This window comes from Paenirhodobacter sp. (genome assembly GCF_047600745.1).
Classification (GTDB): Bacteria; Pseudomonadota; Alphaproteobacteria; order Rhodobacterales; family Rhodobacteraceae; genus Rhodobacter.
The window spans coordinates 426,701-440,122 of the sequence record NZ_JASGKI010000006.1; the positions used below are offsets into that span (position 1 = coordinate 426,701).

The following is a 13,422-nucleotide window of genomic DNA, read 5'->3' on the forward strand; positions in this document are numbered from 1 at the left end:
TCAGCTCGCGCGAGGTCGTATCGCCCGCAACGAACAGGTCCGTTGTCGTGACGCCCGAAGTGCCGAGTCAGCCCTTCCCGATCCCCAGAACATCCGCCATCAATGCCGCACCCCAAGCCAGTCGAGCAAGACCCCCCGCCTGCGGGCGAAATCGGGGGCGGCGACGTCGCGCGGGCGCGGCAGGGAGATGTGTTCGTGATGCGCGATCACCCCGTCCTTCATCACCAGAACCCGATCGGCGAGCAGCAGCGCCTCCTCGACGTCATGGGTGACCAGAAGCACCGCGCAGCCGCGCCGCTGCCAGAGTTCGGCGACCAGCGCCTGTGCCCGGATCCGGGTCAGGGCATCGAGCGCGGCGAAGGGTTCGTCGAGCAGCAGCAGGTCCGGCCCGCGCACCAGCGCCCGGGCCAGTGCCACGCGCTGCGCCTCGCCACCCGAAAGCACCTTCGGCCAGACATCGGCGCGATGGCCGATGCCGACCTCCGCCAGCGCGCGATCCGCCAGCATCCGGTCCGGCCGCCCCGGCAGGCCGAGAACGACATTGCGCCACACCCGTTTCCACGGCATCAGCCGGGGCGCCTGAAAGGCGATCGCGCGGCGGGCGGGGACGGTGACATCGCCCGCGAACTCCGGATCCAGATCGCCGAGGATTCGCAGGAGCGTCGATTTCCCACAGCCCGAGGCGCCCAGCAGTGCCACGAATTCGCCGGGCCGGATCGTCAGGTCGAGATTGTCGATGACCCGGCGCGGACCAAAGGCCCGGCTCAGGCCGCGCACCCGGACCGCCGCCGGGCTCAGGTTCCGGTGAAATTCGGACGCCATGCGAGGAAGATCCTTTCAAGGGCGCGCACCACGGCATCGACCGCAAGACCGAGGAGCGCATAGACGACAAGGCAGACCACGATCACATCGGTCTGGAAGAATTCGCGCGCATTGGCCATCAGATAGCCGACGCCCGCGGTGGCGTTGATCTGCTCGCCGAACACCAGCGCGAGCCAGGCGATGCCGAGCGCATAGCGCAGCCCCACCAGCGCGCCGGGCAATGCCCCGGGCAGCACGACATGGCGCACCAGCCCCACCCGGCCAAGGCCCAGTGTCCGGCCCGCCTCGACCAGCGTCTGATCCACGCCCCGGATCCCGGCATAGACGTTGAGATACAGCGGAAAGGCAGTGGCCAGGGCGATCAGCGCGATCTTCGGTGCCTCGCCGATGCCGAACCAGATGATCAAGAGCGGGATCAGCGCGACATTCGGCACCGTGCGCAGCATCTGCATCGGCGCATCGACCAGATCTTCGCCCAGCCGGGTCAGCCCCGCCACAACCGCAAGCACAACCCCCGCCGTGCCGCCGATCGCCAGCCCCGTCAGCGCCCGGCCCATCGAGACCAGAACCGCCTGCTGCAACTCCCCCGTCGCGGCAAGGCGTGCGGCGCTGCGCACCACCGTCGCCGGACCGGCCAGAACCTCGGCGGGCAGCACGCCGCTGACCGAGGCCAGGTGCCAACCCAGCACGAGAAGCCCTACGCCCACGAACCGCCGCAGCGGGCGCGGTACCCGGCCGCCCCGCGCCGTGGCGGGGATCAGCCGTTCCGGTTCCGGCGCGGTGAACCGGTCTTTCGCGTCGATCAGGCTCATGGCGCCACCGGCAGACCGCGCCAGACATGGGCGGACAGGTCCAGCGTGCCCGACAGCACCCCCGCCGCGACCCAGGTGTCGAACACCTCTTGCAGACGCGCGACGAAAGCATCATCGACCGGCCCGCGCCGATAACCCGCCTGTTCGGCGTAAAGCGGTTCGACCGTCGCGCGGTCCTGTTTCGTGAAACCTTCGTAGAAGGTCAGGAAATCCTCGCGGTTGGCACGCACCCAGTCGTAGCTTTTTTCGATCCGCCCGAGGTAATCGGCGATCGCCGCCACCTTCGCCGGATCGGCCAGCGCGGCATCCGTGACGGCATAGACGCTGTTGCCGGTATTGACCCCCACCCCGTCGAACAGTTCGCGCGCGCCCAGAACGCCGGTGCTGCGCGCCTTGTAGATGCCCCATGTGCTCCAGGCGTCGATGCTGCCCGACTGGAACGCGGCGGCGGCATCGGTGGGCGTCAGGAAGGCGAGCGTGACGTCCCCCGGCTCGATCCCGGCCTTCTTCAGCGTGCCCAGCACGAGGTAATGCGCGACCGAACCGCGCGTGGTGGGCGAGATCGTCCGGCCCTTCAGGTCTTCGATCGTCCGGACGGGGCTGTCCTTCGGCACGAGGATCGCGCTGCCGAGGCCGCCGTTCGAGAAGACCGCCGCGATCTTCACCTTCGAGCCGCCGGCGATGGCGCTGACGGCGGGGCTGTCGGCGGACATACCGACATCGGCGGCCCCGGCCTTCAGCGCCTCATGCAGGTTGACGGCGGCGGGATAGACCGACCATTCGATGCGATAGGGCAGATCGTCCAGCAGACCGGCGGCCGCCAGCCGGGCGCGGCTTTCGCCGACCTGATCGCCGACGCGCAGCACGACACCGGACAGATCCTGCGCGGTGGCCGATGTCGCCAGCACAGCCGCCAGCAGTGCGGCAATGAAACGGGTCATGGCGGGATCCTTATTCGGCAGCCAGCGGGTGGCTGTAGCGGTTGACGGGTTTCGCAAGGCCCAGCGTCTCGCGGAAGGTCGTGCCGAGGTAGTCGCGCCGGTAAAGGCCGCGCTCTTGCAGGATCGGCACCACGGTTTCGGCGAAGACGGACAGTTCATCGGGCAACGAGTTGTTGTAGACGAAGCCATCCGCGCCCCGGCCCAGGAACCAGCGTTCGATGGCATCGGCGACCTGCTCGGGCGTGCCGACGAAATCAGTGCGCGGGGTGGCAAAGCGCTGCGCGGTCTGGCGCAGGGTCAGCCCGCCTTCCTTTGCCAGCCGGATGATCCGGTCCGAGGTCGAGCGGTTGGAATTCTCGGCGAAACGCGCGACATCGGGGAAGGGCGCGTCCAGATCGTAGTGCGAAAAGTCATGTTCGTTGAACGACCGCGCCATGATCAGCAGCGCATCCTCGATCGAGGTCAGGGCGATGAACTCCTGGTATTTGCGCTCGGCCTCCGCTTCGGTCGAACCGATCACCGGGCGCGCGCCGGGCAGGACCGACACATCCTCCGGATCGCGGCCATGGCCCAGAACCCGGGCCTTCAGGTCGGTGTAATAGCTCTGCGCTTCGGCCAGCCGGTCGAACTGCACGAAGATGGCGTCCGACCGGGCGGCGGCGAAATCGCGCCCGGCCTCCGAAGCACCGGCCTGAAAGATCACCGGCTGGCCCTGCGGGCTGCGGGCGATGTTCAGCGGGCCCTCGACCTGAAAGAACTCGCCCCGGTGGTCCAGCCGATGCAGCTTCTCCGGATCGAAGAAGCGCCCCGTGGCCTTGTCATGGGTCAGCGCGTCATCCTCCCACGAATCCCACAGCCCCTGCACGACGTCCAGATGCTCCGCCGCCAGCCGGTACCGCGTCGCGTGGTCGTAATGCTTTTCGCGGCTGTAGTTGCGCGCCGAACCGTCGAGCCACGAGGTCACCACGTTCCACCCCGCGCGCCCGCCCGAGATATGGTCGAGCGAGGCGAACTGCCGCGCGACGTTGAACGGCTCGGCATAGCTCACCGTCAGCGTGCCGACGAGGCCGATATGATCCGTCACCGCCGCCAGCGCGGACAGGATGGTCAGCGGCTCGAACCGGTTGAGGTAATGCGGGCTCGACTTCGGGGTGATGTGAACGCTGTCGGCCACGAAGAGGAAGTCGAATTTCGCGGCCTCCGCCACCTGTGCCTGCCGCCGATAATAGGCGAAATCGGTCGAGGCGCCGGGCGTGGCGCGGGGATGGCGCCAGTCGCCCCAGCCGGTGCCATTGCCGTGCATCATGAAACCGAGCTTCAACTGTCTCTGGGTCATCGTCCTGTCCTTTCGATCTGGCGACAGGATAGGCCCGGGGGTGTATCCGATTGAATTCCAAAGACTCCCGGCGCCGGAGGGAACCGTTCTCCGCCGGGGGCGCGGCGGGGAACGGCTTTCCCCGCTCAGGGCGCGATCTCCACGATGTCGCGGATCCGGATCGCGTGGAAATCGCTCAGCCGGACATCGAGCGTCAGCACCCAATAGCCATCGAGCGGCAGCACGAAGGTGCCGAGCCCGATCTCCCCCGCCGCGCCGGGCAGGCTGTGCTGAAACGGGCCGAGGCCATAGGCGGGCTTCGCAAGCTCCACCTCCACCGCCTGCGGCACCACCGGCACACCATCAAGGCGCAGATCCGAGAGCCCGAGCGTCACCGGCCCCCGGCGCGGGGGCGCAACGCGCAGCGTGGCGCTTAGCCCCTCGGCGGCGATGACCTGCACCCGCTCGGGCAGGCTGCGCGGCGGCGGGGTAAAGCGCCACAGCGACAGCGTGCCCACGATCAGCGCCGCCAACACCAGTTCCACCACGATCGCCCGGCGCAGCGGCCGGATATCGCCCGCCTCCGCACGCGGGGCCAGCCAGAGCCGGTTCACCAGTGCGACCAGCAGCAGCACCGCCACCAGCGCCAGTTTCAGCCCCAAGACCCGGCCGAAATCGGTTTCCCACAGCGCGGCGGGGCGGCCCAGTTGCACCCCCGCGATCACGCAGCCGGAGCCGACCAGCAGCGCGACGATCCACGGGATCCGCCGCCCGAACCGGCGCAGCGGCGCGGGATCCGTCAGGCTGCGCGCCAGCGGCCAGAGCGCGCCGATCCACAGCGCCGCCGCCATGACATGGAGCGCCACCGCAGGCCGCATGACCAGCTGCAGCGGGGCCGTCGCCGCATGGCCCGCAGCCGCTGCCGCCAGCCCGGCGAGCAGCACCGCCACCCCCCGCGCCCGCAGCACCCCGGCCAGCAGCGCCGCCCCGGTCAGCACGAGCGCGATCCCCCCGCCTTCGCGCCATGGGGCAGCGGTCAGCAGCGCCCCGGGCGGCAGGCCGAGCAGATCGAGCCCCTGCGCGCCCAGCACCACCGGCACGAGCGCCAGCCCCACCCAGCCCGCCCGTGCCGTCCCGCCAACCGCCAGCAGAACCGACGCGATCAACCCCGCCCGCGCCGCCCAGAGCAGACCGCGCGTGGCCGGGGAACCGGTATCGGGGGCGCCAACCGCCCCGGTCTCGGCACCCACCGAAAAGACCACGCCCCCTGCCAGCGGATGCCCATCCGCCGCCGTCACCCGCCACGACAGCAGATGCGTCCCCTGCCCCATATCGGGCGGCAGCGGATAGACCAGCCGGTCCCCCTCCGCCCGGGGCGGCAATAGCAGCCGGGTCGTGCCATCCGCCGCGGTCAGCCGGGCGGCAAGGGGGCGGGTGGGTTCGTTGAAGGTCAGGGTGACAGTCCCGGGCGCGGCCTCCAGCAGCGCGCCATCCGGCGGATCGGAGGCCAGCAGGCTGGCATGCGCGAGCGCCGCACCGGCGCACAGCACCAGCACGGCCAGCCCGGACAGAACCCGCCACAGCAGGCTCACGGCAGAATATTCAGCACCGGGCTTCTCAGCGCCGATCCAGCGGGTTTCCGTATCGCCGCAGATCTGGATCACCGGGATCGGCACTGTTTCGGGCGCATCCCCGGCGATGGTCGCGCTGAGCGTGAAGGTGCCGGTGTCGTGGTCCGGCAGCGGGCCGCCGTGCCAGGCCACTTCCTGCGCCGTGGTGGTGACGGTCCAGCCCGGCTTTTCCAGCACAGTGACCGCGCTCAGCGCCGGGGGCAGGGCCGCGCGTAGGGCGGTGGTCGCCGCGCCCTTGCAGCCATGCCCGACGATCAGGGTAAGTTCGGCCCGCCCGCCCCGCGCCACGGTTTCGGGCGCGACATGGACATGGGCGGCGAGCGGCAGCGGCAGAACTGCGAGCAGAAGGAGCAGTCTCACCAGCTCGCCTCCAGCCCCAGATGCCCAAGCGCCTGATGGCGCAGCGCCGCCAGACGCGGATCGCCCCGATGCCGCGGATAGGGCAGATCGACCGCCAGGTCGGCCACCACCCGCGCCGGGCGCGGCCCGAAGACGATCACCCGCTGCGCGAGGAAGAGCGCCTCCTCGACGTCATGGGTGACCAGAACGGCGGTCAGCCCGCTGTCCTGCCACAGCCGCACCAGTTCCGCCTGCATCGTCATCCGGGTCAGGCTGTCGAGCTTGCCGAGCGGTTCATCGAGCAACAGCACATCGGGCCGGTTCACCAGCGCCCGGGCCAGCGCCACCCGCTGCGCCATCCCACCCGACAATTGATGCGGATAGGCCTTGTCGAAACCCGACAGGCCGACCAGACGGATCGCGTCATCGACACGGTGCCCCTCGGTCTTCAACGTGCCCTGCGCCTGAAGCCCGAGCGCGACATTCGCCCGCACATCGCGCCAGGGGAACAGGGTCGGATCCTGAAACACCAGAATCCGCGAGGGATCCGGATCGCCCACCGTATCCCCGCCCACCGCGATGCGGCCCTGTGCCGGATGGTCGAGCCCCGCGATCAGCCGCAGCAGCGTCGATTTCCCGCAGCCCGAAGGGCCGAGCAGCGCGACGAAAGACCCCGGTTCGATGTCAAAGCTCACATCGTCCAGCACCGGCAGCGGCGCCCCTTCCAGATCGAACCGGTGCGAGACCGCCTCGATTGCAATATCCCGGCCGTGATCTACCACCGCACAACTCCCTTTTGCCAGACAAGCACCCGGTCGCGGATGCGGAACAGCAGCGTGATCAGACCCGAGCACATCGCCGCCATCACGAACAGCGCGGCATACATGTTGGCATAGGCGGCCCAGCCCTGCGCCCATTGCAGATACCAGCCAAGGCCCGCCTCGACGCCCAGCATCTCGGCCACGACCAGCACGGCGAAAGAGGTGGAAAGCCCCATGAACAGACCGACGAACACATGCGGCAGCGCCGCCGGAACCGCCACCCGCAGGATCAGGAACAGCTGCGAGGCGCCGAGCGTGCGGGCAATCTCATAGTAGTCGCGGTTCACCGAGGCGATCCCCGACCAGGTGAGCACCGCGACCGGGAAGGCCGTGGAAAAGGCGATCAGGAACACGCTTGCCGACCCCGAAGTGGGGAAGATGAAGAAGGCCAGCGGCAGCCAGGCCGTCGCCGGCAGCGGCCCGATATAGCGCAGAAGGGGCGTCGCCCAATAGCTGATGGTGCGCGACCAGCCCATGCCGATACCGATCAGGAACCCGGCGATGGCACCGAAGAAGAACCCCTTCGCCAGCAACCAGACCGAGAACGACGCGCTGTAGAGGATCTTGCCGTAGTCATAGAGGAACACCTCCAGCATCGCCTGCGGCGTCGGGAAGAAGGGCTGCGGAAGCAGGCCGGTCTTTGCGGTCACCACCGTCCAGACCGCCATGCCAAGGCCGATCGCGAACAGCCACGGCCCGCGCAGGGCGGTCCAGCGTCCGGCCCGGCCGAGCCGGTTGCCGGCGAGGCCGAGGGCGACCAGCGCCGCGCCCGCCGCCGCCCAGATCGCGGCGAGCTCGGTCACCAGCGGCTGATAGGTGATGTCGGGCCATAGCACCAGAACCGCCGCCGCCGCGAACCAGCCCGTGGCGGCAAGAACCGTGCGCGGCTGTGCCGCCCGTGGCGCTGCGGCCGGGGCCACAAGATCAATCGAAGCCATGGTCCCTCCTCATGCGCTCAGCACATCGGCATAGACCCGTTCGGCAAAGGCCTGCGGATCGGTCGAGCGACGGAAGATGTTCACCGCGCGCAGCTCCTCGGCATAAAGCGCGATCTCGGATTTCAGGTCGGAGCCGGTGGGAGTGTGGTTGTGGGTCTGATCCTTCAGCACGGCGATCAGATCCGCGACCGAACGCCCCTTCGGCGCATAGGGCAGGAAGGCCTTCGCCGCATCTTCGGGCCGGGCCACGGTCCAGTCCTGCGCCTCCAGCAGGGCGCGGGTCAGCGCCCGCGCGGTGTCCGGCTCATTGCGCACGAGGCTGCCGCTCAGCCCGGCGATGCAGCAGACGCGATGCTCGAACCCGTGGTCGAGGTTGGTGGCGACCTGAACATATTTGCCCGGCGTGTCATGCAGCCAGAAATAGGCGCGCGGATCGCCATCGACGATCGCCGCGACCTCGCCCCGCTCGGCGGCGATTTCCAGCACGTCGATCGGAAAGACGCGCCATTTCACATCCGTCTCCGGATCCAGCCCGGCCTGTTTCAGCAGGATCGAGATGAAGTTCTTTCCCGGCGCGGCAAGGTCCGGCACCCCGATCGCCTTGCCCTTCAGATCGGCGAGGGTCTTCACCCCCGCCGTTTCGGGCGCGAGCAGCCGGATGCAGCCGCCATGCGTGCCCGCCGTGATCTTGACGTCAAAGCCCTGTTCCAGCGCCTTGAGCCAGCGCAGCGCCATGCCGACGCCGCCATCCGCCTTGCCGGTGGCGATGGCTTCGAGCAGCGTTTCCGTCGAGGCGCCGAAGTTGACGATCTCGACCTCCAGCCCGTGTTTTTCAAAAATCCCGTGGTCGATCGCCACGAAGACCGGCGCAAGGCAGATCGACGAGGTATTGGAGGCAAAGCGCACCTTGCGCAGCCCGCCCGCGCCCGCAAGGGAGCCCAGCCCGAGGAGCGGCGCCGCGAGCAGCGCCCCCTTCAGCAGGCTGCGGCGGTTGGGGGTGTCGAATGTCATGGGGTGTCCTTTCCGATGGTCTGAAACCCGAGCGCGGCGCGCCCGGCGGTGATGCGCACGCTGTCTTCCTGCGGGCTGTGGATGCGGCCGCAAAGCACGTCGCGGTAATGGCGTTCGAGCGGGTTGCGCCGGGCGATGGCGTGGTTCCCGGCAAGCTTCAGCGCCTGTTCGACCGCCGCGATGGCGTTTTCGGTGGCGACATGTTTGAGGATCGCGGCCTCTGGCAGCGGGACGCCGGCGTCCACCTCGGCGGCGGCGGAGCGGATCAGGCGGCGGTTCACGACCAGCCGCTCCTCGATCGCGCCGAGCGCCTCTTGCATCCGCGGCAGTTCCGCGAGCGGCTTGCCGAGGTTCGCAGGCACCCGCGTGCGCAGGAATCCCGCGATCCAGTCGCGCCCGGCCTCCGCCACCCCGGTGTAAAGCGCCGCGAGCAGCAGCGCGATCCAGCCGGAGCCATCCGCGCCCCAGTCCTCGGGGCGGCGGATGTCGGCGGCGTAACCGGGGGCGTCGTCGAGGATCACGTCATGGCTCGATGACGCCCGCAGGCCGAGCGTGTCCCAGCTCCGTTCGATCCGCACCCCCGCCGCCGACATCGGCACGAGGAACTGCCCCACGTGGTCATCCTCGGTCCGTGCCCAGACGATGCCCCAGGTCAGCCCCTCGCTGCCGGTCGAGTAGATCTTGCGCCCGCTCAGCCGCCAGCCATCGGCCACCCGGCGCGCGGTGGTCTGCGGCAGCCCGCCGCGCAACGGCGTGCCGAGGTCGGGTTCGACCCGCAGCGCGTTGATCAGCTCGCCGCGCTGGACCGCGCCGGTGACGACCATTTCAACCAGCGCCGGATCCCAGCGGGTCCGGTGCAGCGTGGCGATATGGGCATATTGCATCACCAGGATCAGCGCGGCGGCGGGATCGCCCCGGCCCACCTCGCGGATCACCTCCGCCGCGATGGCAAGCCCCGCGCCCCCGCCGCCGAACCGCGCGGGCGCCGTCAGGCCCAGCAGCCCGGCCTCCCTCAGCGCGCGGATATGGGCATGCGGAAAGCGGCCCGCGGCATCGTCTTCGGCGGCGGAAAGCAGGAAGTCATCCGCCAGCCGGGCCGCCCGGCGCGGCTCCGGACTATCGGGGGTGAAGGGGGAAATCAGCATAGGGTCCGTTCCAGGGATTTGATGGTGCCGAGGATAGGCGGAACGCGCCCGGAGCCCATTCCAATGATCCCGCCGCCGGGAGAAGAAACCGATGGCCCCTTGGTGTAAGGGGAGCGAAAATCTGCTGCGCGGCGGAGACGAGTTCGGTGCGGGCATCGCGGCAACGTCTGCGGCCCTGTCGTCGCCCGGCCCGGCATGATGGGCGCACGGCAAAGGCGCGCACCCGGTCCACCACCTGCGGATCGCGCCGCCGCCCCATCCCGTGCGAGAACCCGCACCGCATTCAGCGCCAGTTGAGAGCAGGCGGTTTGATAGCGGAAGCAGGGCCCGACCCCTGCGCCGGTCTAAACCGTGATGCCGGTCAGCCGATGGACGAAGCCGGTCCGGCCGTCTCCCCGCGCGATGCCCGGCCGATCGGCCTGCACGATGGCGATCACCGGGGCGCCGGTGTCCGTGCGGGGCGCGAAATGGCCGCGCAGGGTTGGGCGATATTGGTGTCGGCCTCGGCAAAGGTCCACCAGCAGGTCACAGAACTGTACCAGCAACGCCCCCGACGCCGTATTCCACCGGCACGCGCAACGCAGTGAAACCCGAGTCCTTCAGCCAGCCGATTTCCGCGAACGACAGGATGCGTTTGCGCTCCGGCGATCCGATCGACGACCGGGCGGAACCGGGCCTTCAGGTCGGCGGTGTCGGGGATCTTTGCGGTCATGGTGTCGCTCCGTCTTTCGCTCTGGCGAACGTTTTGTGGCCGCAAGCACAGGGTCCGGCTTCCCCGGAGGGGTTCCCTATTCGGGGGGCAGCAGGTGCGGGTTCTCCGTACGAGCCCGATGAGAAGAAATTTCCCGCCCGCAGAAACCTGCCCGCGAATCGTTGGGCCGGGCGGAGGAGAAGGCCATCGCCCCGAACAAAGCGCAAACTCCGGTCGGGGCGCGGAAGACGATGCCCCATTCCTTGCCGGAGCCCGCCCGACACGAAATGAACTGCGTGTTTTCAAATGATTACATTTTCCGCCTCCGGCACGAGATTCCCCGACCCGCATCACGAAAGGACAGGCATATGGGATCGCTGACCGGAGCTGAGATCGACCGCGCACGGCACCCAAGGGTGAACTCGGCAGACCCGGTTCCACCGCAGCCACGCCCTGCGGAATCGCCGCATCTGCTACGCGACGACGCCGATGCAACCGCGCACGCCCAAGGCGCGCGGGGGCCTGCTGCCGCTTGCCGAACTCGACCGCTCGTCGCAAAGCGGGCTGTGCTCGATCCTGATCCCGAAACGCTTTGACGGGCCGGGGCTGTCGCATGCGACCCTGACGAAGGTGATCGCCATCGTCGCGGCGGGCGATCCGGCGGCAGCGCAGATCGCGAGACGCCGGGCCTGAGCGTCACCAACGACGGGTGGAGCTTTGGCCAGCGCGCCACGGCTTCGGGTTTGGTGAAGATCGACAAGATGCGGCTGCCGCGCGACCAGCTTCTGCACGCCATAGGGTTGCGCGCCGACACGGATCCGCGCATGGGATCCGAGCCCGAGCAGTGCCAGCACCCGGAGATGGCGCGGGCGCGCGGAAGGCGCAGCGCTGCTTCGAGCACCAAGACACGGGACAGCCGCGACAGGCCGGCGAAAAGCGCATTGTTCTGGAACCCCCGGGCGACGTTGAAGCCGCAGTCTAAAATCGCCTTTGCAACTCCGGCACGACATGGCTGATCACATCCGCAAAGGTCTCATGCGCCACCGCATAGGCGAGGTTGAAGCCATCAATATCGGTCTCCTCGGCCCATTCGTGCAACAGATCGGCCACGGTCGCGACCGGCCCCGCGAACAACGGCTCCATTGCGCCCGTTCCTCGATGGTCGAAACGATCGCATGGATCCTGGCCTTCTTCACCGTATCGGTTGGCGCATAGGCGCCGAAGTCCAGCCAGACATCCCCATCATAAGAGGCGCATTGAGCTACTCCCCGGCCCTTGGGCAGTTTCGGGGATGACCGTCGCCATCGTCCCAACTGCCTTCCGGAATAGTGTAAAGCACCTCGACATATTCCGCCGCCACGTCATAACGATTTTCAGGACTGCGCAGGCCGCCAGCCCGCCCTTTCCTATGGCGCTCAGCCGTCGCGCGAAAGTATAGCGATGCTTGAAACTCGTTGACGCAGAGAGGCCGCGCCGTGCAATCGGATTGGCCAGTTGCAGCGGAACCTGAACACCCTGACGTCAGTGATCAGGGCGGCCTCCCCCAAGGCCATTCGCCGCGCAGACCAGAACGAGGTCGGCCATCTCGTCCGGTGTCACCCCCGCCGCCGCGAGGCGGGTGATGTCGTGCGGGCCGATCCGCGCCGGAATGGCGCTCAGCGACGCAGCCGCACCCGCCAGCGCGCCGAGCCGCCCGGTCAGGGGCGAGGGAAAGCCCTCCTCGATCAGCAGATCGACCGGGCGCGGATCACGCAGGAGCCGCGCGGCCTCCCGGCCAAGCCGCTGCGCCGCCGCGTGATCGCCCCGTTGCAGCGCCGCCGCCACCGCGACAAAGGCCCGCTCGCCACGGTTCAGCCCGCCGCGGTTGCGCAGCGCGGCGGTTTCCAGCCGCGCAATATCGCCGCTGGGGGAGGTCACGGTCGGGAACGGAATCCGCATGACCGCCCCCTATGCCGCGCGCCGGGCATCGGCATCGGTATGGCCAAGCACCGCGCGCAGCCCCGTCACCACCCGCGCCTGAAAGGCGACGAGCGCGACGATGCTGTCCAGCACGGCGCGGGCCTCCGGGCTCCAGCCCGGTGTGTCGCGCGCAGGGCGTGCCACCTGTTCCAGCCCCTCCGCCAGCCGCGTCCCCACCATCCGCACCGTGCCGGGCGACAGCCGGAACGGCGCGGTCCCGGCGGCGCGCAGGGCCTCGGCCTCGATCCGTGCGGCCAGTTCGGGGGACTGCGCCATCAGCACCCCGCGATAATGGCTGATGCAGGCCGGATCGCCCAGCAGAACGGCGGCAAAGGCGGCAATCACCTGCCGTTCCAGCACCGTCACCTCGCCCGGTCGCGCGGGTTGCAACAGGTTCAGCCAGGCCAGTTCCGCCATCCACAGAACCGGGTCGTTCGCGCGCAGCAGCGGGGACAGGGGTTGCCCCAGAAGGTGTTCGATCAGGGTTCCTTCGATATGGGAATTGCCATTGGCCATGGGTCGCCTCCTGTTGCATCGTGGATAGGGGCATTTTAGCCAAAACCACCCCCGGCGCGGTTCCGTTCTCGGCCCGGCGCGGAGAGTTTCCATTTCGCACACCCCGTTTCGCGCAGGGAATTTTTCCACGACGCCGGGTCCGATTCGGATCCGGGGAACGAAACTCCACCGCAACGCCCCGTCGGAGATGGAGACTTTCCCGACGCGGCGCAGAACGAAACCGCGCCCCCGACGGAACCGGTTAGAATTCCCCGACAAACGAGGAGAAACCGCCATGATTTACGGAGAACACGACCCCGGCCTTGCCATTCTTCTGACCGAGGGGGAGCCGCCCACGGAGCCGCTGCTTCCTGTCTGGCTGGAATTCCTGATCGCAAGCGGTGCGCTGGCGTTGATGGCGTTGCTGATGCTCTGACGACCACGCCAGGCAAGCAACCTCTCGCCGGATCGGGAGCAATGAATTCCGGCGCCATTTCCACAA

The 13,422-nt window shown here is 68.7% G+C and carries 15 protein-coding genes; 2 read left to right on the forward strand and 13 right to left on the reverse strand.

The window, feature by feature from the left end; all coding sequences use genetic code 11:
• Positions 1-99 precede the first annotated feature (99 nt).
• The 10 genes from QM789_RS21375 to QM789_RS21420 all read right to left on the reverse strand — a co-directional run bounded on the left by QM789_RS21375 (position 100) and on the right by QM789_RS21420 (position 10,320).
• The gene (locus QM789_RS21375) at positions 100-822 is read right to left on the reverse strand and encodes an ABC transporter ATP-binding protein (protein WP_420353835.1); all 723 of its coding nucleotides are present in this window, start codon (positions 820-822) and stop codon (positions 100-102) included.
• Positions 795-1,634, reverse strand: coding sequence for an ABC transporter permease subunit (locus QM789_RS21380; RefSeq protein ID WP_420353836.1), 840 nt, complete (start codon positions 1,632-1,634; stop codon positions 795-797). The genes QM789_RS21375 and QM789_RS21380 overlap by 28 nt, the downstream gene beginning before the upstream one ends.
• On the reverse strand, positions 1,631-2,575 hold the full coding sequence (locus QM789_RS21385) for an ABC transporter substrate-binding protein (RefSeq protein WP_420353837.1): 945 nt from the start codon (positions 2,573-2,575) through the stop codon (positions 1,631-1,633). Before QM789_RS21385 ends, QM789_RS21380 begins: the two co-directional genes overlap by 4 nt.
• A 10-nt stretch (positions 2,576-2,585) precedes the next feature.
• Positions 2,586-3,911, reverse strand: a complete 1,326-nt coding sequence (locus QM789_RS21390; RefSeq protein WP_420353838.1) for an LLM class flavin-dependent oxidoreductase — start codon at positions 3,909-3,911, stop codon at positions 2,586-2,588.
• Between the two features lie 125 nt (positions 3,912-4,036).
• Positions 4,037-5,881, reverse strand: coding sequence for a copper resistance protein CopC (locus QM789_RS21395; RefSeq protein WP_420353839.1), 1,845 nt, complete (start codon positions 5,879-5,881; stop codon positions 4,037-4,039).
• On the reverse strand, positions 5,878-6,642 hold the full coding sequence (locus QM789_RS21400; protein ID WP_420353840.1) for an ABC transporter ATP-binding protein: 765 nt from the start codon (positions 6,640-6,642) through the stop codon (positions 5,878-5,880). Before QM789_RS21400 ends, QM789_RS21395 begins: the two co-directional genes overlap by 4 nt.
• On the reverse strand, positions 6,636-7,619 hold the full coding sequence (locus QM789_RS21405; protein WP_420353841.1) for an ABC transporter permease: 984 nt from the start codon (positions 7,617-7,619) through the stop codon (positions 6,636-6,638). Before QM789_RS21405 ends, QM789_RS21400 begins: the two co-directional genes overlap by 7 nt.
• Positions 7,620-7,628: 9 nt before the next feature.
• Positions 7,629-8,630 (reverse strand): ABC transporter substrate-binding protein, encoded by a 1,002-nt coding sequence (locus tag QM789_RS21410; protein WP_420353842.1) that lies wholly within the window; start codon positions 8,628-8,630, stop codon positions 7,629-7,631.
• Positions 8,627-9,775 carry an acyl-CoA dehydrogenase family protein gene (locus QM789_RS21415; RefSeq protein ID WP_420353843.1) on the reverse strand — a complete coding sequence of 383 codons (1,149 nt, stop codon included), beginning with the start codon at positions 9,773-9,775 and terminating at the stop codon, positions 8,627-8,629. The genes QM789_RS21410 and QM789_RS21415 overlap by 4 nt, the downstream gene beginning before the upstream one ends.
• A 344-nt stretch (positions 9,776-10,119) precedes the next feature.
• Positions 10,120-10,320 carry a hypothetical protein gene (locus QM789_RS21420; RefSeq protein WP_420353844.1) on the reverse strand — a complete coding sequence of 67 codons (201 nt, stop codon included), beginning with the start codon at positions 10,318-10,320 and terminating at the stop codon, positions 10,120-10,122.
• A 635-nt stretch (positions 10,321-10,955) separates the two neighbouring features.
• Here QM789_RS21420 and QM789_RS21425 point away from each other — a divergent pair.
• Entirely contained in the window at positions 10,956-11,159 is a 204-nt protein-coding gene (locus QM789_RS21425; protein WP_420353845.1) for a hypothetical protein, read from the forward strand.
• 285 nt (positions 11,160-11,444) lie between these two features.
• Here the strand turns inward: QM789_RS21425 and QM789_RS21430 are convergent, their stop codons facing one another.
• The 3 genes from QM789_RS21430 to QM789_RS21440 all read right to left on the reverse strand — a co-directional run bounded on the left by QM789_RS21430 (position 11,445) and on the right by QM789_RS21440 (position 12,941).
• Positions 11,445-11,609, reverse strand: coding sequence for a hypothetical protein (locus QM789_RS21430; protein WP_420353846.1), 165 nt, complete (start codon positions 11,607-11,609; stop codon positions 11,445-11,447).
• Between the two features lie 378 nt (positions 11,610-11,987).
• Positions 11,988-12,404 carry a hypothetical protein gene (locus QM789_RS21435; protein WP_420353847.1) on the reverse strand — a complete coding sequence of 139 codons (417 nt, stop codon included), beginning with the start codon at positions 12,402-12,404 and terminating at the stop codon, positions 11,988-11,990.
• A 9-nt stretch (positions 12,405-12,413) separates the two neighbouring features.
• Positions 12,414-12,941, reverse strand: a complete 528-nt coding sequence (locus QM789_RS21440; RefSeq protein ID WP_420353848.1) for a hypothetical protein — start codon at positions 12,939-12,941, stop codon at positions 12,414-12,416.
• Between the two features lie 274 nt (positions 12,942-13,215).
• Here QM789_RS21440 and QM789_RS21445 point away from each other — a divergent pair, with 274 nt between their 5' ends.
• Positions 13,216-13,356 (forward strand): hypothetical protein, encoded by a 141-nt coding sequence (locus QM789_RS21445; RefSeq protein WP_420353849.1) that lies wholly within the window; start codon positions 13,216-13,218, stop codon positions 13,354-13,356.
• Positions 13,357-13,422 lie beyond the last annotated feature (66 nt).